We start from the raw sequence: 19,291 nt of genomic DNA, 5'->3' as shown, positions 1-19,291 counted from the left end.
AAAACCGAGCCCGCAGGAAAGCGGTCTCTCGACAGAATTTCATGGAATGAGGGCGCGCTGGGAACACCCGAAAGAAAGGACCTATCCGCAGGACAGGCCCCTAGAAGCATCGCTCGCGACGGAGGCTAGAAGTATTCCTCTGCGGTGTCGTTGACCTCGCCGGCCGGCGCCCAGATCTGGTACACGCCGGTGTCGTAGGGTTCCAGGCCCAGACTCATCGCCACGTCGCTGCGGCCGCCCCGGTATTCCAGCCGCATCCAGTCCCCCGAGTCGCCGAGCACGAAGAACGGCTCGCCCCTCCAGGTGCAGACGGTGCGGACGTAGAAGAAGTCCTCGAGCTCGCCGATCGGCACCCCGCGCCGGAATCGTCCGTCGGCGACCTTGACGAAGCCGTCGCCGCCGGTCGGCGAGTACAGGCGCACGTGTGCGCCGTCGGGGCTGGAGTCGTATTCGGCGCCGTTCCAGCGCGCAATGTAGCCGTCCCGCATGGCTAGGCCCCCTTCCATTCACGGTCCCGGTGGTCCAAAACGGACGCCGCCCGGTCCTCCGGGGCGGGGCGCACCAGGTCGTAGTGCCCGCCCGCGTCGCCGCCGAAGGCCTCGCCGAGCGCGGAACCCTCGTAGCCTTCGTCGTAACCGGGGGCCGCCTCGCCCATCGGGCCCGCCGGCGGCGTCTCGGCCGAAGGTCCGGCCGGGAGCGCGGGAACGGAGGAGGCCTCGATCGCGCGCGGTCCGCCGCCGTCGGCGGGGGCCCATTCGCGGGTGTCGGCGTCGTAGACGGCGAGCTCGGTGACCTCGCCGCGCGAGTCGATCCGCAGGATCTGCGCGCCCTGCGGCAGTCGCACGGAGTCGACCTTGTGCTCGGGGATGCGGTCCTCGGGCGATTCGGACGGCGCGAAGCCGTCGCCGCGGAACGGCCCGGGCTCGACCACCCAGCCGCCGCGCGCCTCGGCACCGGCCGCGTCATTGCCGCCGACCGCCGCCGGGTACAGGTCGGTGCGGTAGCCGGTCCAGCGCAGCACGTGCACCGAATCGTCCGTGGGGCTGAATTCCTCGGAGGTGCGGATGAGGCCCAGCGCCAGGTACAGCTGCGCGGGGGTCCGCAGGTGGTCGACGGCCTCGGCGGGGTGGATGAAGCCGCCCACCCGGTCGTAGCCGCGCTCGAGGTAGAACGGCACCTGCTGGTGCGGGATCGTCTTCTGCCACAGGATGGGAGCGACCACCGATGCCGGGTCTGCGGCGCGGACCGCGGCCGCCTGGTGTCGTTCCATCTCCGTGGCGAACGCGAGCAGGTCCTGGGACTCGGCCCACTTCAGCAGCGGCTCGATCTCCGGCCCGGACATGTTCGCGCCGACCTCGGTGCCGGGGTTGACGTACAGCGCGTACTCGACGCCGGGCCAGTGCTGGATCAGCCAGCCGAACGGCACGGTCGTGTGCGGCGTGTCGGGGCCGACGCGGTCGGCCATGCGCTCGATGGTCGTGTACATCGTGATGCCGTGGATGCCGTCGACAATGTCGGAGGCCCACCGGAAGGCGGGATCGCCGACCCGGATGGCGATGGCGCCGGGGTCGGCCACCGGCAGGATCACGCTGGTGCACAACAGGGTCTGCAGGAACGTCGCCGTGTCGCCCGACGTGGCGGCCGCGGCGAGCGCGCGCTCGGCGTCCTCGCCGGTGAGCTCGACGACCTGCTGCGCGGCCCGCTGCGGTTCGGGCTCGGGAGCCTCGGCCGGGGCCGGTTCGGCGGGGCGGCGCCCGAAAGCGCTGGACATGGACGTGAAGGACTCGGCCGACGGGGCGCCCGTCGCAAGCCCCGGCTCGGCCGGTGCGCCGAAGGTGGAGCTCTGGTCGGGTTGGGGATCGGACGGAAGGTCCGTGGCGGCCGGAGCGCGCTGCGACAGTTCGCCCATGCCGTCGGGCTGCTGGTCGCGCAGCCAGTCGGGGGCGTCAGGCCACTGGGTCTGCTCGGCGGGCCACGCCGATTGCTGCTCGCCGTGGCCCGGCTCGGGCCGGCGGCCTTCCAGCGGCGGCGAGGCGAAGCTCTGGCCCGAGAAGCCCTGCTCGGGCGGACGGTTCTCGAGCGGCGGTGAGGCGAAGCGCTGGTCGCTGAAGCCATCGCTGGGCGGCGGCGAGGCGAAGCGCTGGTCACTGAAACCGTTGGCGGGCGGCGGCGAAGCGAAACGCTGGTCACCGGTCGGCGGCGAGGCGAAACGCTGGTCGGCGAAGCCGTCCTGCGGCGCGGACTGCGGGGCGAAGCCGTCGCCGTGCGGCGCGGCGGGCGGGGACACGGGCGGCGTCGCGAGGCCGTCGGCCTCGGCGGCCAGTTCGCTCTCGACCTGCGGCGGCTGGCGCAGCGGCAGTCCCGCCGAAGTCGTACCGGCGATGGTGGACTGCTGGCCGGTCGTGTTGTTCAAGTCCTTGGAGCGGCGCGGCGCGGGCGGGACCTCGGGGACCGGCGGGGCCGGGGGCATGAAGCTGCCCTCGCGGGCCGGAGCGGCGGGTGCCATCGGGTTCGCGAACGGGTCGGACTGGGCCAGCGTGGCGAAGGTCTGGTCGGTGCCGTAGTGGTCGGCCTCGGGTTCGGGCTCGGCCGGGACGGTCGTCATGCCTTGGGCGACTTGGGAGACGAACCAGGCGGGGAGGTAGCCCTCGATGGGGAGGCCGGGGTTGACCGCGAGCCACCACTCTTCGTCGGGCCAGGATTCGGCGAGGGTCGCGAAGCCGACGCGGCGGGAGGCGCCGGCGTTGTCGCGAAGGCACTGGCCGAGGGCGCTCTCGGAGGTGAAGGCGAGGATGTGCGTCCGGTCGTCGGTGGTCCAGGTGGCCCACGTGTCGGCGCCGCCCAGGCCCGCTGAATCCTCATAGGACAGTGGAAGCACGAGTTCGATCTGGGAGAGTATTCGGAAGTACCCGTCCTGGTCGTCGGCGCGCAGGGCCTCTCTCAGGCGGTGCTCGATCTCGTTACTCGGTTCCCACATCGATTCCATTCAGCCCTTCCCCCCTACCGGTCAGCGATGGGGCAGCGTCGAGTGAACGCGGCGTTCCCTCGCGATCGTCACCGTAACGCGAGGGCATTGTCAAGTTTCCGTCAGTAGGCTGAAAATAACGAATTCATAAAGACGAGCGCGTGTCATTCACCCGCCCGGGCGGCTGCGCTGTGTAACGATCCCGTTCTCATGAGGGACCGCTGCGCACGCTGGATCATCGCGTGGATTTGCTCGACACTGTTGGCGCTCTTGCTGAACGCGCCCGCGGCGCTGGCGGCTGCCCCGCCGGCGTGGCATTTGGCCGCGATCGGCGCGCAGGAGGCGTGGCGGACGTCGACCGGTTCGGGGGTGACGGTCGCTGTGATCGACTCCGGTGTGGACGCCGGTCACCCCGACTTGGACGGGGCGGTCCTGCCGGGCCGCAGCTACGTCGACACCGACGCCGGGGAGGAACCGCGCCTGCTGGCCCTGGGCTCGGATCCGAGTCCCGCCTATGAGCGGGCGTTCGCTCAGGCCGACCCGGTCGGCCACGGCACGGCGGTGGCCGGGCTCATCGCGGGGCGGGCGTCGTCGGGGCATCCGGGGGTCGCGCCGGGTGCGAAGATCCTGCCGGTGCGGGTGCTGGACGACGAGAACCGCTACCACGATTCAGCGATGGTCGGTCAAGCCGTGGAGTGGGCGGTGGACAACGGCGCCGACGTCATCAATCTGTCGTTGGGCGGCCATTACGACTCGCGGGCGTTCGCCGACGCGATCGACTATGCGGCCCGGCATGACGTGCTGGTGGTGGCGTGCACGGGCAATCAGCGCCGGGACGGGGCGGAGGAGCCGGTCTGGTTCCCCGCGCGCATCGACAATGTGCTGGCGGTGACTGGTTCGGACCGCACCGGTGAGCGCTGGCCGACGGCGGTGACGGGTTCGGAGACGGATCTGGCGGCGCCGGGCGCGGACCTGGCGGTTCCGGCGGCCGGGGGCGGGCACAAGCAGGTGACGGGAACGTCGTTCGCGTCGGCGATCGTGTCGGGGGCGGCGGCGCTGGTGCGGGCGGAGCATCCGAAGCTGAGCGCCGCACAGGTGCGGCTGCTGCTGACCGAGACCGCCCGCGGCGGCGACTCGGCCCTGGGTGCGGGCCTGGTTGACGCGGGCGCGGCGCTCGCGGCCGATATCGGGCAGTTGCCCGAACCGCAGCAGGTCGCGGCAGGGTCGGAGCCGCCGTCGGTGGGCCTTTCGGCCGTGATGTCGACGGCGGGCGGGGCGCTGCTGGGCGCGGCGGCGCTGCTGCTGCGCGGCCGGAGGCGGCACCGTCCGGGCGCCGCTGCCTCGTCCGGTCCGCGGTGAGCCGCATCGCGTCGGCGTTTTCCGGAGGTCCGCGTAGGATTGCCGGGTGACCGCCGCCGACGCACGCAATGGAACCGAGAGCGAGCTGGCCAAGAAGCGCCGCGCCCGCGTCATCGACCGACTGCTGGCCGCAGCCCATCCGGATGCGAAGTGCGAGCTGGACTATGCGAATCCGCTCGAACTGGCGGTGGCGACGATCCTGTCGGCCCAGTGCACGGACGTGCGGGTCAACCTGACCACTCCGGCTCTGTTCGCGAAGTACCGCTCGGCGGAGGATTACGCGGAGGCGAACCCCGAGGACGTCGAGGCGATCATCCGCCCGACCGGTTTCTACCGCAATAAGGCCAAGTCCATCATCGGCTTGGGCAAGGCCCTGGCCGCCCACCACGGCGGAACGCTGCCGAAGTCGATGGAGGAGCTGGTGAAGCTTCCCGGGATCGGCCGCAAGACAGCGAACGTCATCCGCGGCAACGCGTTCGGCGTCCCCGGCATCACCGTCGACACCCACATGATCCGCCTGACGAACCGGCTCGGCCTGGTCTCCGGCAAGGACCCGGTGAAGCTGGAGTTCCAGCTCCAGAAGCTCATCGAGCATCGCGAGTGGACGATGTTCTCGCACCGGATCATCTTCCACGGCCGCCGGGTGTGCATCGCCCGCAAGCCCGCGTGCGGGGCGTGCACGCTCGCCGCCCAGTGCCCGTCGTTCGGCGAGGGCCCGACGGACCCGGCCGAGGCGGCCTCGCTGCTGCGCGGCGACAATATCGAGGAGCTCATAAAGCTGGCGGGAATAACTCCGACCGACGAATCGGCCGGCACGAGCCCTAAATCCGGGGCGGCCCTATGATGCGCGGCAGCACTGCGATGCGCGGCGGCACGTTGAGTCGCGCACTGGCCTGCGCCGCGGCCGGCCTCCTCTTCTTGTCCGCTTGCAGCGGTGAGGAACCCGACGGCGAGGCCGCCTCTCCTGACGACGGCGCCGGCGAGGCCGACTGGGCGGTGGCCTGCACCGCCGGCGCGGTCCCGATCGAGGGCATCGGCTCGCTCGAACTGCCCTGCCTCGGCGACGATGTGGCCACGGCGGTCGGCACGGACGGCGCCCGTCCGATGATCGTGGTGCTGTGGGCCAGCTGGTGCCAGCCGTGCGCGGCCGAGGCGCCGGAGGTCGAGGCGTTCTTCTCCGAATACGGAGACCAGGTCGGTGTGCTCGGCGTCGACACCGCCGACACCGCCGAGGCGGGCCGCTGGTTCGCCTCCGAGTTCGCCATGACCTACCCGTCGGTGTTCGACGCCGACGAGACGATCCGGACCGGGCTCGGCGTGCCCGCGCTGCCCGGCGTCGCGTTCGTCGCCCCCGACGGGACGGTCGAGAAACTCATCACCGAACCGGGCATCACCGCCGACTCCCTCGCCGCCGACGCCGAGTCCGCCTTCGGCCTGGAGCTGACGTGACCTACCAAGCGACCGACGACCACCCGCGCTGGTGGGGTTCGCTCATGGACGCCGCCCAGCAGGCCGATCGCCCGCAGGTGCCGCGCGTCGCCTCGGACCGGCTGCGACTGCACTCCCCCGGCCGGGCGCGCACCGCCAGCGTCCTGGTGCTGCTCACCGACGCGGGCGACGACTCGGACACCAATGCCGGCGCTCCCGCCGGTTCGGGCGGACCGCGCGTGCTGCTCCAGCAGCGCGGCGCGACCCTGCGCCACCACCCCGGCGAGGTCGCCTTCCCCGGCGGCGCAGCCGATCCGGGCGACGCCGACGCCGCCGCCACGGCCCTGCGCGAGGCCGCCGAGGAGCTCGCCGTCGACCCCGCCAGCGTCGACATCGGCATCACCCTCCCGCCACTGTGGATTCCGGTTTCCGGTTTCGCGGTCACCCCGGTCCTGGCCTGGTGGCGCGAGCCGCACCCGGTCAGCCCAGCGCCCGGCGAAGAAGTCGCGGCCGCCCACCTGGTCGCCCTCACCGACCTGGCCGACCCGGCCAACCGGGGGTCGACGCTCTACCCCTCTGGTCGCACCGGCCCCGGCTTCTCCGTCCCCGGCGTCCCGCTCATCTGGGGCTTCACGGCGGGGATCCTGTCGTGGCTGCTGGAATTGGGCGGCTGGTCGCGGCCGTGGGACACTGGCCGAATGATGGAACTCGAAGGGCTCTGAGTCCCCGGCTCCGAAAACCCCGCTCTGCGAGGAGGAAAGACGATGGAACCGACGGACGCCGGCATCATGGTCGACGTCATCATCGTCGTGCTCGCCCTGCTGTTCGCCATTCACGGCTACCGGCAGGGCTTCCTCATCTCCGCCGCGACGTTCCTCGGCTTCCTCGGCGGCGCCCTCATCGGCGTCCAGCTCGCGCCGTTCGCGGCCGACTTCTACACCGACCCGCTCGCGAAACTCGTCGCCGCCCTCATCGTCGTCTTCGGACTCGCCCTCGGCGGGCAGGCCGCCATGACCGCGGTCGGATACAAGCTGCGCCGCAAGGTCAAACGCCGCGGGTCCCGCAAACTCGACCAGCTCGCCGGACCGGTCGTCTCGGTCGCCGCCGTCCTCCTCGTCACCTGGATGGCCGCTGCGCCGCTCGCCAGCTCGGCGATGCCGGCCGTCGCCGCCGCCGTGCGCAACTCCAGCCTCGTCGTCACCATCGACGAGAACATGCCCGAGGCCGTCCGCGGCGTCTACGACTCCATGCGCGACTCCCTCGCGACCTCCGAGATCCCCGACGTGTTCTCAGGTCTCGACCCGACCCAGGTCCGCGAGGTCGAACCGCCCGACGCCGAACTGGCCGCCTCCGCGGTCGTGACCGGCTCCGAGGCGTCGGTGCTCAAGGTGCACGGATGGGCCCCGCAGTGCGACCGCCAGATCGAGGGCTCCAGCTTCGTCTACGCGGACGACCTCGTCGCCACCAATGCCCACGTCGTCGCCGGCACCGAGGAGGTCGAGGTCGAATCCGACGGTCGCCTCCTCCCCGCCGAGGTCATCGTCTTCGAACCCGAAAAGGACCTGGCGATCCTTTCCGTGCCCGGCCTCGACGCCCCCACGATTTCGATCGCCGACGACGTGGCCGCCTCCGGCGACGACGCGATCGTCCTCGGCTACCCCGGCGGCGGCCCCTACACCCCGACCGCCGCCCGCGTCAGAGAAGCGCGTGTGGTCACCGGCCCCGACATCTACGAATCCGGCAATGTCACCCGCGAGGTCTACCAGCTCTATGCCCGCATCATCGGCGGCAACTCCGGCGGCCCGCTCCTCAACCCCGACGGCGAAGTCCTCGGCGTGATCTTCGCGGCCGCAGTGGACGATCCCGACACCGGATACGCATTGACGATGGCCGAAACCCAGCCCGTGCTCGACGAAGGCCTGACCGCCTCCGGAGCGGTCGACACCGGCTCCTGCACGTAACGGCGCGCACAGCCGCACGACCGAAGCACGCCTGCCAGCGCCCTCCTCCGCGTAACGACGCGCACAACCGACCGTCCGCAGCACGCCTGCCAGCGCCGTTGCCGCGTGCGGCCGTTGGGCGAGACGTCACATTAGCGGTAGGCTGTAGCGGGCACTGCCGACAGCGAGTGCAATTCCGGGTGAATCCCCTGCTCATCGCGTGAGTTCATGTTCACGCTGTGATACTCGGAGGCTTCGGGGATCGCGGCATTCGGATACGAATGCCGAATACGGCGTCGTCGGTGCGCATGCGGATTTACGGGGGTCTTGCTCCCGCTATGCGGACAACAGGCATAGACTCAGGACTTGCACTAGCGGTGCGTCGAAGAAAGGTGCGAACGGACATGGAAGATGTATTGGCCAGGGCCGCCCTGTTCAAGGGGGTGGACCCCGAAGCGGTCGAGTCACTCATCAAAGAGATGGAGTACATCGACGTCAACAAGGGCCAGACCGTCTTCACCGAGAACGAGCCGGGTGACAGTCTGTACATCGTCATGTCCGGGAAGGTGAAGCTCGGGCGCCGCAGTGCCGACGGTCGTCAGAACCTGATCGCGGTCATGGGCCCGTCCGACATGGTCGGTGAACTGGCGCTGTTCGACCCCGGTCCCCGCACCGCCACCGCCACCGCGCTGACCGACACCCGTCTGGCCCGGCTGTCCAAGACGGCGCTGCGTCCTTGGCTGGCGAACCGGCCCGAGATCGCCGAGCAGCTGCTGCGCGTGATCGCGCGTCGCCTGCGTCGCACCAACGACTCGATGGCCGACCTGATCTTCACGGACGTGCCCGGTCGCGTCGCGAAGGCCCTGCTGCACATGGCGAGCCGTTTCGGCACGCGTGACGGCGGCGTCCTGCGCGTGACGCACGACCTGACCCAGGAGGAGCTGGCGCAGCTCGTCGGCGCCTCCCGCGAGACGGTCAACAAGGCCCTGGCCGATTTCGCCGGGCGCGGTTGGCTGCGCCTGGACGGCAAGAGCGTCATCATCATGGACCCGGAGCGCCTGGCGCGCCGCGCCCGCGTGTAGCGCTATTCGGTTCGTCGTTCGGCCCCCGGTTTCGACCGGGGGCCGTTCGCTTTGGACCGGCAGTGATCTTGCCTGCGGCCGTGAGTGGCCGATTCGACGTTCGGGCCTCGGCCGTCTAGACTTCCCGTAACCATCCTCGGAGTTTGGTAAGGAGCGTTGTGGCCAAGCAACTGAACGTCGAAGTCGTCGCCGTCGAATCGAAGGTGTGGTCCGGTGACGCGTCCGCCGTCTACGCTCGGACCACCGAAGGCGAGCTGGGTGTCCTTGCCGGCCACCAGCCGATGCTGGGCGAGCTTCGCATCGACAGCCAGGTCCGGGTGCAGCCGATCGAAGGCCCGGAGCTCGCCTGGAACATCGAGGGCGGTTTCCTCTCGGTGACCCCCGATGGCGTCACCATCCTCGCTGAGACCGCCGAGGCGGTCGCGCCGACCGCGGCTTAAGCCATGGTCAAGGCACTGCTCGTCGCCGCCGCGCTGGTGGCGTCCGTCGCGGTGTTCCTCGTGCTGACCTACGTGCGCCGTTCCCTCTTGTCGCGAATGGGGACGGTGGCGATGGCCGCCAGGCTCTCCCGTCGCATGGAGGGCCGCGGCTGGGCCCCGGGTTTCGCGGTGTACCGGCAGGACACGCTCCGCTGGTACCGCATGTTCTCCCTCGCGTTGGGTCCGCGCTATACGCTCTCGCGCACCGATCTCCATGTCGCGGACAAGCGAGACCCGGCCGGTGCCGAGGCGCAGATCTTCCCGCCGGAGGTGGAGATCATCCGCTGTAAGCATTCCGGTGGTGAGGTGGAGTTGGCAATGACCAAGTCCGCCGCGAACGGTTTTCTCTCCTGGCTCGAAGCCGCTCCACCCGGGGCGGCTTTTTATCGCACCGGGTCCGAGTAGGTCCACTTAGCCGAGGCGCCCGCGCCCGGAGCATCCACGAATCCGCTCTAGTTCAGCGGTCGCTGGGAAGCAGACGGAACGCCCCTCCCTGAAGCGGCGTGATCGGCCGGAAATCACGTTCATCGCGAGTAAGCAGGTCGACGGTCCTATACCGGTAAGCCAGCACGACCACAGTCGCGTCGGTGAGGCCGAGATCCAACGCGGCATACTTGCCATCAAGCCTGAAGGCCGTGAGCAGGTCGGTGTGGTTCATGGCCGCCACTTCGATCATGCGGCCTTGCAGCAGGCGGGACAAGATGGCGCGAACCGCCTGCCCGCTAACGAGTTTGCGCACCAAGTAGTCGAACTCGGCGAGCACCAACGGACTCACGACCAACGGACGGGATTGCGCGGCCGCGATCTCGCGCACCGCCTCATGATGCGGATCCTGGTCGTTTACCAAGCTGATGAGGCAGTTCGTGTCGCAGATGATCACCGATCGAAGCCGTTCGAGCGAAGGAAGTCCTCTTCGTCATCGATCGCGGCGAGCTCAGGGCTGCTGATCACCGGAAGCTGGTCCCATTGCGGCGTGGCCGATGCCAGTCCGGCATCGATGAACTGGCGTATCAGCTCGGCCTCGGACACGCCTCGCTCCGCCGCGCCGCTGCGGATCCCTTCCTTCTCATCACCGGTCAAGTAGACCGTCGTTTTGAACATGTCACTATTATGCCATACGTATGGCATCGTGGCGTCGCAACGGACCTGGATGATCGAGGGCGGCCTTGTATCGCACCGGGCCCGAGTAGGTCCCCCTCGCGGAGGAGACGGCTCCTCCGTTGGGCGTATAGCGAATTTCGTTCTTTTAGCGGTAGTTGTCGATACCTTGCGCCCCTAGGCTTTCGGTATGCGCAAACACCTCCCGATAGCGGGTGCGCTGGCGTTCAGCCTCATCGCGCTGCCCGCCGCCGCCTCCGCACAGACCACGACAGACACCTCCGCCGAACCATTCGACCAGGCCCTGGTGCAGGAGAAGCTCGACGAGTTCCATGAGATCACCGGCTACTCGGTGCTCACCGAGGTCCGCTCCGAGGGCGAGGACTGGTCGGGCGCGCTCGGCCCCCGCTCGATCGAGGCTCCCGGCGCCTATGTCGAGACGGACGACCGGGTCCGGATCGCCAGTCTCACCAAGACGATGGTGTCCTCGGTGCTGCTCCAACTGCAGACCGAGGGCGAGGTCGATCTCGACCGGACCGTCTCCGACTACCTGCCCGGGCTGCTGCCCTACCAGGACGAGCCGTCGATCCGCCAGGTCATGAACCACACCGGCGGCCTGCACGACTACTTCACGTACCTGTACGCGTCGCTGCTCGAGGGCGACATGTCCGATGTGTACGACCACTACCAGGACTACTACGGCGCCGAGGAGCTGATCGAGCTCTCCACGGTCGACCCGCTGCTGTTCGAGCCGGGCACCGACTGGTCGTATTCGAACACCGGGTACATGGCCCTGGGCCTGCTGATCGAGGAGCTCACCGGGAACGGCCTCGCCGTCGAACTCGAGGACCGCGTCTTCGAACCGGCCGGCATGGACGACTCGTACTTCCCGAAGCCGCAGTCCTCGGGCATCCGGGGCCCGAACCCGGTGCCTTACGTGACGACCGGCGAGGCCGCCGATCCGCTGTTCGACACGACGAGGCTGTCGAACAGTCAGATGTGGGCCGCCGGCGGCGTCATCTCCACCATGGAGGACGTGAACGACTTCTACGGCGCCTACGTCGACGGCGAGATCCTGAACGAGGCGGAGTTCGCCGAGGCCACCGAGTTCTTCGAGACCGAGGCCGGTTTCGACTACGGGCTCGGCCTGCTGCAGATGGGCGGCTGCACCGCGGACGACCCGTGGATCGGGCACACGGGCGGCGGCCTCGGCCACCAGACCTACTCGCTCCACTCCGTCGACGGGCAGCATCAGATCACCGTCACCTGGAACGTCGACGACCAGCTCGGCCACGACGATCCCGCGGCGCTGGCCGACGCCCTCGAAGGCCTCCTCGCGGCGGCCCTGTGCGGCATCGACCTCGATGCGGCGCAGCCGGACTCGCGCACGTTCGACGCGCCGGCGACCGAGCTGCCGTTCCTGCCGTGACCACCTGAATGAACGAAGGGCGGGGCCGCTGGCCCCGCCCTTCGGCGTCTCAGGCGGCCGGTTCGATGGTCTGGGTGAAGAGGGTATTGCCGTCGAGGTCATTGAGGGAGACCTCGAAGGCCTCGGTTTCGGCGTCGATATTGACCTCGCCGTAGAACTGGTAGCCGCCGGCCGGGGACGTGTTGGCCGTCGGCGGGGCCTTGACGAAGACCGCTTCAGGGCCGAAGGTGCCGTCGAGTTTGTTGGGGCCGAAGCCGCCCGCGTTCAGCGGGCCGGAGACGAACTCCCAGAACGGGTCGAAGTCCCCGAAGGCCGCGCGGTCGGGGCTGTAGTGGTGGGCGGCGGTGTAGTGGACGTCGGCGGTCAGCCACACCATGTTCTTGACGCCCTTGCGCTTCGCGTAGGAGAGCAGGTCGGCGATCTCGGCTTCGCGGCCGAGCGGGGACCCGTCCTCGCCTTGGGCGATGCCTTCCTGGGCGGCGCTGCCGTCGGGGACGATGAGGCCGATCGGCAGGTCGGCGGCGATGACCTTCCAGGTCGCCTTCGACCGCCTCAGTTCCCGTTTGAGCCAGGACAGCTGGGTCTGGCCGAGGATCTGGCCGGTCGGCTCGCCGTTCGCGTCGTTGGCGTCCTTGAAGGTGCGCATGTCGAGCACGAACACGTCCAGCAGCGGCCCGTAGGCGATCCGGCGGTAGATCCTGCCCTCGCCGTCGCAGTCCAGAGAGGACGGGGTGTACTCCCCGAAGGCCTGGCGGGCGCGGGTGGCGAGGACGTCGACGTTCTTCTCGGTGTAGGCGGGCAGGTCCAGGATCTCGCCGGGGTACCAGTTGTTGACGACCTCGTGGTCGTCCCACTGGTTGATCATCGGCACGTTCGCGAGGTAGGCGCGGAGGTTGTCGTCGATGAGGTTGTACTTGTACTGGCCCCGGTACTCGTCCAAGGTCTCGGCGACCTTGCGCTTCTCCTCGGTGACGGTATTGCGCCACGTGGTCCCGTCGGGAAGCGTCACGGTGTCGGTGAGCGGTCCGTCGGCGTAGTTGAAGTCGCCCGAGCAGATGAAGAAGTCCGGCTGCGTCTCGGCCATCGTCTGGAAGATCCGGTAGCCGCCCTGGTCGGGGTTGATGCCCCAGCCCTGCCCGGCCAGGTCGCCCGACCATTGGAAGCGAATGTCCTGCGGCGCATCGGGAGCGGTGGTGAACGAACCGGTCAGGTCCTGCGAGGAACGCTCGCCCTCGGCGCGGACGCGGTAGTGCACGACGCTGCCCGGCTCCAGTCCCTTGACGCGGACCTTCCCGGTGAAGTCGTGCCGCTCGTTCAGGCGCGGGCCCCGGATCGTCCGGGCGCCATTGAAGTCGGGGCGGTCGGCGACCTCCACGATCATCTCGCCCGCCCGGTCGGCGCGCGTCCACACCACCGCCGAGTCGGCGGTGACGTCTCCGGCCTGAATGCCGTGGGTCAGCTGCGGCCGCGAGGAGGCGAACGAGATGCCCGGCACGGCCAGAGAGAGGGCGCCGCCGGCGCCTGCCGCGAGGAGTTTGCGTCGGTCGATGTTCACATCGGTCTCCAGTGGGGTGGGATCGGCGATACGCCCTTACGGTCGCAGGCGAGCCCGACACGGCGGTGACGATGAAGTGAACAAAAGCCCTACGGCCCGGCACGCGGCAGGTGGTGTTGTGGCCGCTTCAGTGCCGGGCCGCAGGGCCCGCCTTCCCGGAGAGTCAGACTCCGATGCGCGGGAAGGGCTTGGTGGAGAACACGACTTCGACGCTCACCTCGAAGTATTCGGCGATCTTGAGCGCCAGGTGGAGGCTCGGCGAGTATTCGCCCCGCTCCAGGTAGCCGACGGTCTGGTAGTGGACGCCGAGGGCGTCGGCCAGCTGCCGTCTCGAGATGCCGCGTTCGGCGCGCAGCATCGCGATCCGGTTATAGACGACGTCGTCGGCCATCGCGACCTACCCCCATTGCTGCTGCACCAGCTGCCGCCGCGCCGCGACGGCCGAGCCCGACTCGCGCCGCGACATCCGCCGCAGCAGCCTGGGCGCCAGAGCCATCGAGATCACGGCCCACAATGCGAGCACGGCGAACATCGTAAGGGTCCGCCACTCGCCGCCGATCTCCACCGCCGCCATCGAGTCCGGCAGCAGCGCCTGGCGCATCCCCAGGCCCATCCAGTACATCGGCAGCGCCTGCCCGATCCATTGCAGCCATTCGGGCAGCGCGGTGATCTTGTAGAAGATTCCCGAGACCGCCACGGACGCAATGACCGGGAATATCACCAGGCTCATGTTCTTCAAGTCGTTGATGAGGGAGCCGAGGACGGCGCCGAGCGGCAGGACCGCCACCAGGCCGATCGCCAGGACCGCCAGGAACAGCAGCCACCGGTCGGGGGTGGCGAACTCCAGCCCGTCGAACAGCGGCAGGCCGACGACCAGCAGGACGAGGGTGGTGAACGACAGGAACATCGCCGTCGACCCCAGATGTCCGATGAGGTAGCCGGTCATGCCGCCGGGCATCGATTTGGCGCGCAGGAGCGTCCCGCTGACGCGGTCCATCACCAGTGCGCTGACCATGGTGACGATCCCGCCGAAGACGATGTTCATGCCGATGAGGCTCGGCATGTTCATCGCCCCCAGCGATATCGGTGCGCCCTCGATGTCGACGCCGCGCAGGAAGTACAGCACGGCGACGCAGATGAGCATCGGCAGGAGCATGCCCATGAGGTCGCTCGGGGACGTCAGGGTGTTGCGGGTCTCGATCAGGGCCCGCTTCAGGCCGGTCCGGTAGGAGTGTGCGGTGGTGTTCACTTGGTCGCCTCCTTGAAGGTGTCCACGGCGGCCTCGGCCTGTCCGGTCTCGAACTGCTCCACCAGCGTCAGGTACGCCTCTTCGAGGCTGGCGCGATGGATCTCCAGGTCCGAGACAGCGCCGTCGTCGGTGGCGAGGAGCTTCCGGGCGAAGTCCGTGGCGTCCTCGGTGGAGTGGACCTGCCGCCGCCCGTCCTGGGTCCAGGAGACCTCGGCGACGGTGGCGGCCGCGCGGGCCAGCTGGTCGGGCGAGCCGTCGGCGATGATGCGGCCCCCGGCGAGGATGAGGATCCGCTCGGCCAGCTTCTCGGCCTCGTCGAGGTCGTGCGTGGTCAACAGGATCGTGGTCCCGTCGAGGTCGGTGAGCCGGTGGATGAGCTCGTGGAACTCGCGGCGGGCGTGCGGGTCGAAGCCGGTGGTCGGCTCGTCCAGGAACAGCAGTTCGGGTTTGCCGATGATGCCCAGGGCGACGTCGAGGCGGCGTCGCTGGCCGCCCGAGAGCGTCTGGACCCGCTGCCCGCCCTGTTCGGCGAGACCGACGAGGTCGAGCAGTTCATCAGCGCCCCAAGGCTCGGCGTACGGCCGGTAGTACTCGGCGAAGTGGCGCAGGAGGTCCCGCACCCGCCATTTGCCGTTGTCGCGCCATTCCTGGAGGACGACGCCGAGGCGCGCGCGCCAGTCCTCGCCGCCGTGGACGGGGTCGACGCCGAGTACCGAGACGTCGCCGCCCGAGCGGGCCCGGAAGCCTTCGAGGATCTCGATGGTGGTGGTCTTGCCGGCGCCGTTGGGGCCGAGCAGGGCGGTGACGCCGCCGGGCTCGATCTCGAGATCGAGCCCGGTGAGCACGTCCTTGTCGCCGTAGCGCATCCGCAGATCGGACACGGCAATGGCTGGCCCGTTGAACGGGGGGTGTCCCATCATGTCTCCGTGGTAGTCCTTCAATGATTTGTAGTAGAGATACTACATCTTGTCGCAAGGCTCTGCCAACCCCGTATACGACGAGGGCCGCCGACCGATAGGTCGACGGCCCTCGCCCGAGCCCGGGAGCAGGTCTGGAATCAGGTTTTGCGCTTCTCTCCCGAGCGGGCCAGGACCCGCTGGAGCAGGATGAACGCCAGCAGCAGGATGCCGACGATGATGCGGGCCCACCAGGAGGAGAACCGGCCGTCGAACGAGATGATCGTGGACAGCATGCCCATGACCATGACGCCGGCGACGGTCCCGAGGACGAAGCCGGCGCCGCCGGTGAGCAGGGCCCCGCCGACGACGACCGCGGCGATCGCGTCGAGTTCGAGCCCGAGCCCGCCGAGCGGGTCGGCGCTCTTGGTGGAGAACGCGGCCACGACCCCGCCCAGCGCGGCGCAGAAACCGCTGACGGCATAGACGCCGACCTTGGTGCGCGCCACCGGAAGCCCCATGAGCAGCGCGGACTGCTCGGAGCCGCCGACGGCGTAAACGCCGCGCCCGAACCGGGTGTAGTGCAGCACCACGAAGGCGATGAGCACGACGGCGCCGGCGATGAACACGATGTTCGGGAGGCTGAAGCCGCCGTCGCGCACGTTCCCGAATTCGGTCCGCTCCATGCCCCAGTCGAAGAACGCGTTGTCGCGAATGGCGACGTCCCGATCGGAGATCTGGAGCGTCAGGCCCCGGTAGAGGAACAGGCCGGCCAGCGTCGCGATGAACGGCTGCACGTTGAAGTAGTGGATGACCGCGCCGGTCGCCGCGCCCGAGACGGTCCCCAGGACCAGCACCATCGCCACGGCCGTCTCGGCCGGAATCCCGGCCTCGACGGTGAGCCAGGCGCAGGACATCGCCGAGAACGCCATGACCGAGCCGACGGACAGGTCGATGCCGCCCGACAGGATCACGAAGGTCATGCCGACGGCGATGATGAGCAGCGCGGCGTTGTTGACGAACAGGTTGGCGACCACCTGCGGCTCGCCGAAGTTGCGGTAGTTGCCGGTACCGACGAGGTACATGACGACCAGCAGCGCGACGGTCGCGCCGATGGGAATGTAACGGCTGAGGCCGTCGAAGAGGGTCGAGCGCGCGGGGCGCTCGGTCAGCGTGTCGGTGCTCATTTGACGAGGGCTTCCTCTCCGGTGGACTCGGCCTTCGCCGACGGGGCGCCGCCGGGGCGCTTGCCGCGCAACGGCTTGGCGACCCAGGCCCGGAATTCGGGGCTCTGGAGCAGCGCCACGACGAGGACCACGATGGCCTTGGCGGTGAACTGCCACTGGCTGGAGAGCCCGATGTTGATGATGGTGACTTCGAGGGTGCCGATGATGGCCACGCCGATGGTGGTGCCCAGCAGGAAGAACCGGCCGCCCAGGAGGGCGGTGCCGCCGATGACGACCGCGAGGATCGCGTCCAGTTCGATCCACAGGCCGCCGTTGTTGGCGTCGGCGCTGCCGAGGTTGGCCGCGCCGATGAGCCCGGCGAGACCGGCGCACAGGCCGCACACGAGGTAGACGAGGACGGTGATCGACTTGGAGCGGATACCGGCCAGGCGCGAGGCCTCGGGATTGCCGCCGACGGATTCGAGCAGCATGCCCAGCGCGGTCGTCCGCGTCAGCAGCGCGAGCGCGGCCAGGACCACCCCGGCGATGATGATCGGCACCGGGATCGTCAGCACCGCACCGCGACCGAGCTCCACGAACGGGGTCTCGTCGGACACCGAGGGGATCTGGCCGCCCGTGATGAGCTGGGCGATACCGCGCCCGGCGATCATGAGGATGAGGGTCGCGACGATCGGCTGGATGCCGAAGTTCGCCACCATGAGACCGTTCCAGGCGCCGATCGCGGCGGCCACGGCGATCGCGATCGCGACCGCGACGAAGACGACGCCGAGGCTCATCTGGTCGCGGCCGATGATCCATTGGCAGGCGATGGCCGCGCCGATCGCGTAGACCGCGCCGACGGACAGGTCGATGCCCTTGGTGGCGATGACGAGCGTCATGCCCAGCGCGATGAGCAGCAGCGGGGCGCTTCGCCGGAGGATATTGACGAACGCGCCGCCGAGACGTCCGTCATGGACGCTCGGGATGATGAAGTCGAAGCCGGTGACCGCGATATTGACGACGATGAGCACCAGCAGCACGCCGAGGGGCCAGATCAGGCGCCTGAAGTACTGGTGCGCCCACGCCGCGCGTGCCGCCGATTTGGACCGGTCGAGGAGGGCGCTCATTGGTCACCGCCCTTCGCGACGATGGTGTCCACGATCTTCTCGCTGGTCATGTCGGCCTCAGTCTCGAGGGTGGCGATGAGTTCGCGGTCGCGCAGGACCGCGATCCGGTCGGACAGTCGGGTGACCTCGTCGAGTTCGGCGGAGACGAACAGGACGGCCATGCCGTCCCCGGAGAGCTCGGTGACGAGGCGCTGGATGTCGGCCTTCGCGCCGACGTCGATGCCGCGGGTCGGCTCGTCCAGGATGAGCAGCTTCGGCTCGATGAGCATCCAGCGGGCCAGCAGCACCTTCTGCTGGTTGCCGCCGGAGAGGTTCTTGACCGGCAGGTCGGGGTTGGCCGGGCGGATGTCGAGCTTCTCGATGAACTCGGCGACGAGGCGGGACCGCTGCGCCGGGGGAACGGTCCGGGCCCAGCCCTTGGAGGCCTGCATCGCCAGGATCATGTTCTCGGCGACGGTCAGGTCCCCGACGAGCCCTTCGGTCTTGCGGTTCTCCGGGCAGAACGCGATGCCGCGGAGGGCGGCGGTGCGCGGGTTGTGGGAACCGACGCTCTTGCCCTCGAAGGCGAGCGTGCCCGAGTCGTGCCGGTCGGCGCCGGCGATGAGCCGCACCGTCTCGGTCCGGCCTGAGCCGAGCAGTCCGGCCAGGCCGACCACCTCGCCGGCGTGGACTTCCAGGTCGTACGGGGCGATGGAGCCCTTGCGGCCCAGTCCCTTCGCCGAGACGATCGGCTCGCCCCGGTCGGGCTTGTGCTCCCCCGCCTGGCGCTCGATCTGCTCCAGCGTGGCGGCCTCGCGACCGAGCATGTGCCCGATCAGGTCCGACTCGGGCAGGGCGGCGCTCTCCCACTCGCCGACGAGGGTGCCGTTGCGCAGCACCGTCATCCGGTCCGAGATCTCATAGACCTGGTCGAGGAAGTGGGAGATGAACACCATCGCGGTGCCGTTCTCGGCGAGGCGGCGCATGACGCGCAGCAGGACGGCGACCTCGTCGCGGTCGAGCGAGGAGGTGGGTTCATCGAGGATGAGGACCTTCGCCTTGATGTCGACGGCGCGGGCGATCGCGACCAGCTGCTGCATGGCGATCGAATAGGACCCCAGCGGCGCGGCGACGTTCAGGTCGATCCCGATGTCCTCCAACAGGGCCCGGGCCCGGCGCCGCATGGCGCGGAAGTTGATGAACGGGCCCAGTCGCGGCTCGCGCCCGGCGAAGAGGTTCTCGGCCACCGACAGGTTCTCGGTGAGGTTGACCTCTTGGTAGACCGTGGAGATGCCCCCGGCCTGGGCGGCCTTCGGGCTATTGAACCTGACGGGGCGGCCGTCGAGGCGGATCTGGCCGGCGTCCGGTGTATGGACGCCCGTCAGGACCTTGATCAACGTGGACTTCCCGGCGCCGTTCTCCCCCATGACGGCGTGGATCTCGCCAGGCCTGAGGGTGAAGTCGACGCCATCGAGGGCGCGGACGCCGGTGAAGTCCTTCGTGATGCCGGTCATCTGGACGATCGGCTCGTCGGACATT

At 69.2% G+C, this 19,291-nt stretch carries 20 protein-coding genes; 9 read left to right on the top strand and 11 right to left on the bottom strand.

The features are described 5' to 3' along the window. Positions 1-125 precede the first annotated feature (125 nt). Together FAB82_RS06605 and FAB82_RS06600 are read right to left on the bottom strand one after the other, a co-directional pair. Positions 126-488, bottom strand: coding sequence for a hypothetical protein (locus FAB82_RS06605; RefSeq protein WP_136533755.1), 363 nt, complete (start codon positions 486-488; stop codon positions 126-128). Positions 489-490: 2 nt separating this feature from the next. Beyond that, positions 491-2,986 (bottom strand): SseB family protein, encoded by a 2,496-nt coding sequence (locus FAB82_RS06600; protein WP_136533754.1) that lies wholly within the window; start codon positions 2,984-2,986, stop codon positions 491-493. A 189-nt stretch (positions 2,987-3,175) separates the two neighbouring features. On the opposite strand from FAB82_RS06600, the gene FAB82_RS06595 reads away from it, so the two are divergent. The 8 genes from FAB82_RS06595 to FAB82_RS06560 all read left to right on the top strand — a co-directional run bounded on the left by FAB82_RS06595 (position 3,176) and on the right by FAB82_RS06560 (position 9,658). Next, the gene (locus FAB82_RS06595) at positions 3,176-4,324 is read left to right on the top strand and encodes a S8 family serine peptidase (RefSeq protein ID WP_136533753.1); all 1,149 of its coding nucleotides are present in this window, start codon (positions 3,176-3,178) and stop codon (positions 4,322-4,324) included. A 46-nt stretch (positions 4,325-4,370) separates the two neighbouring features. Then, positions 4,371-5,168 carry an endonuclease III gene (gene nth / locus FAB82_RS06590; RefSeq protein ID WP_136533752.1) on the top strand — a complete coding sequence of 266 codons (798 nt, stop codon included), beginning with the start codon at positions 4,371-4,373 and terminating at the stop codon, positions 5,166-5,168. Next, positions 5,168-5,773 carry a TlpA family protein disulfide reductase gene (locus tag FAB82_RS06585; RefSeq protein WP_168801451.1) on the top strand — a complete coding sequence of 202 codons (606 nt, stop codon included), beginning with the start codon at positions 5,168-5,170 and terminating at the stop codon, positions 5,771-5,773. The genes nth and FAB82_RS06585 overlap by 1 nt, the downstream gene beginning before the upstream one ends. Then, entirely contained in the window at positions 5,770-6,474 is a 705-nt protein-coding gene (locus tag FAB82_RS06580; RefSeq protein WP_211116419.1) for an NUDIX hydrolase, read from the top strand. The genes FAB82_RS06585 and FAB82_RS06580 overlap by 4 nt, the downstream gene beginning before the upstream one ends. 42 nt (positions 6,475-6,516) lie before the next feature. Continuing rightward, positions 6,517-7,713, top strand: coding sequence for a MarP family serine protease (locus FAB82_RS06575; protein WP_136533750.1), 1,197 nt, complete (start codon positions 6,517-6,519; stop codon positions 7,711-7,713). 383 nt (positions 7,714-8,096) lie between these two features. After that, positions 8,097-8,774: a Crp/Fnr family transcriptional regulator gene (locus FAB82_RS06570; protein WP_030144656.1), complete on the top strand. Its 678-nt coding sequence runs from the start codon at positions 8,097-8,099 to the stop codon at positions 8,772-8,774. Positions 8,775-8,932: 158 nt separating this feature from the next. Continuing rightward, complete coding sequence (locus tag FAB82_RS06565) at positions 8,933-9,214, top strand: F0F1 ATP synthase subunit epsilon (RefSeq protein WP_136533749.1); 282 nt, start codon at positions 8,933-8,935, stop codon at positions 9,212-9,214. Between the two features lie 3 nt (positions 9,215-9,217). After that, a complete protein-coding gene (locus FAB82_RS06560; RefSeq protein ID WP_136533748.1) occupies positions 9,218-9,658 on the top strand; it encodes a DUF2550 domain-containing protein in 441 nt (146 codons plus the stop codon). Between the two features lie 52 nt (positions 9,659-9,710). Here FAB82_RS06560 and FAB82_RS06555 read toward each other — a convergent pair whose 3' ends face one another. Both FAB82_RS06555 and FAB82_RS06550 read right to left on the bottom strand, forming a co-directional pair. Further along, positions 9,711-10,133, bottom strand: coding sequence for a PIN domain-containing protein (locus tag FAB82_RS06555; RefSeq protein ID WP_136533747.1), 423 nt, complete (start codon positions 10,131-10,133; stop codon positions 9,711-9,713). Next, positions 10,130-10,354 (bottom strand): ribbon-helix-helix domain-containing protein, encoded by a 225-nt coding sequence (locus FAB82_RS06550; protein WP_136533746.1) that lies wholly within the window; start codon positions 10,352-10,354, stop codon positions 10,130-10,132. The genes FAB82_RS06555 and FAB82_RS06550 overlap by 4 nt, the downstream gene beginning before the upstream one ends. 187 nt (positions 10,355-10,541) lie before the next feature. Here FAB82_RS06550 and FAB82_RS06545 point away from each other — a divergent pair, with 187 nt between their 5' ends. Next, positions 10,542-11,780 carry a serine hydrolase domain-containing protein gene (locus tag FAB82_RS06545; protein WP_136533745.1) on the top strand — a complete coding sequence of 413 codons (1,239 nt, stop codon included), beginning with the start codon at positions 10,542-10,544 and terminating at the stop codon, positions 11,778-11,780. Positions 11,781-11,829: 49 nt separating this feature from the next. Here FAB82_RS06545 and FAB82_RS06540 read toward each other — a convergent pair whose 3' ends face one another. From FAB82_RS06540 to FAB82_RS06510, 7 genes are all read right to left on the bottom strand, one after another. Continuing rightward, positions 11,830-13,335 (bottom strand): alkaline phosphatase D family protein, encoded by a 1,506-nt coding sequence (locus FAB82_RS06540; protein ID WP_246039471.1) that lies wholly within the window; start codon positions 13,333-13,335, stop codon positions 11,830-11,832. Between the two features lie 163 nt (positions 13,336-13,498). After that, complete coding sequence (locus FAB82_RS06535) at positions 13,499-13,726, bottom strand: helix-turn-helix transcriptional regulator (RefSeq protein WP_136533743.1); 228 nt, start codon at positions 13,724-13,726, stop codon at positions 13,499-13,501. A 6-nt stretch (positions 13,727-13,732) separates the two neighbouring features. Further along, a complete protein-coding gene (locus tag FAB82_RS06530; protein ID WP_246039470.1) occupies positions 13,733-14,584 on the bottom strand; it encodes an ABC transporter permease in 852 nt (283 codons plus the stop codon). Further along, a complete protein-coding gene (locus tag FAB82_RS06525) occupies positions 14,581-15,504 on the bottom strand; it encodes an ABC transporter ATP-binding protein (protein WP_136533742.1) in 924 nt (307 codons plus the stop codon). Before FAB82_RS06525 ends, FAB82_RS06530 begins: the two co-directional genes overlap by 4 nt. Positions 15,505-15,641: 137 nt before the next feature. Continuing rightward, positions 15,642-16,667 (bottom strand): ABC transporter permease subunit, encoded by a 1,026-nt coding sequence (locus tag FAB82_RS06520; RefSeq protein ID WP_136533741.1) that lies wholly within the window; start codon positions 16,665-16,667, stop codon positions 15,642-15,644. After that, positions 16,664-17,773, bottom strand: a complete 1,110-nt coding sequence (locus tag FAB82_RS06515; protein WP_136533740.1) for an ABC transporter permease — start codon at positions 17,771-17,773, stop codon at positions 16,664-16,666. The genes FAB82_RS06520 and FAB82_RS06515 overlap by 4 nt, the downstream gene beginning before the upstream one ends. Continuing rightward, positions 17,770-19,290 carry a sugar ABC transporter ATP-binding protein gene (locus tag FAB82_RS06510; protein ID WP_136533739.1) on the bottom strand — a complete coding sequence of 507 codons (1,521 nt, stop codon included), beginning with the start codon at positions 19,288-19,290 and terminating at the stop codon, positions 17,770-17,772. Before FAB82_RS06510 ends, FAB82_RS06515 begins: the two co-directional genes overlap by 4 nt. Position 19,291 lies beyond the last annotated feature (1 nt).

The organism is Glycomyces buryatensis (assembly GCF_004912275.1).
Taxonomy (GTDB): Bacteria; Actinomycetota; Actinomycetes; order Mycobacteriales; family Micromonosporaceae; genus Glycomyces; species Glycomyces buryatensis.
The sequence above is the reverse complement of the archived record's forward strand: the minus strand, read 5'-3'. Positions and strand labels throughout refer to the sequence as shown.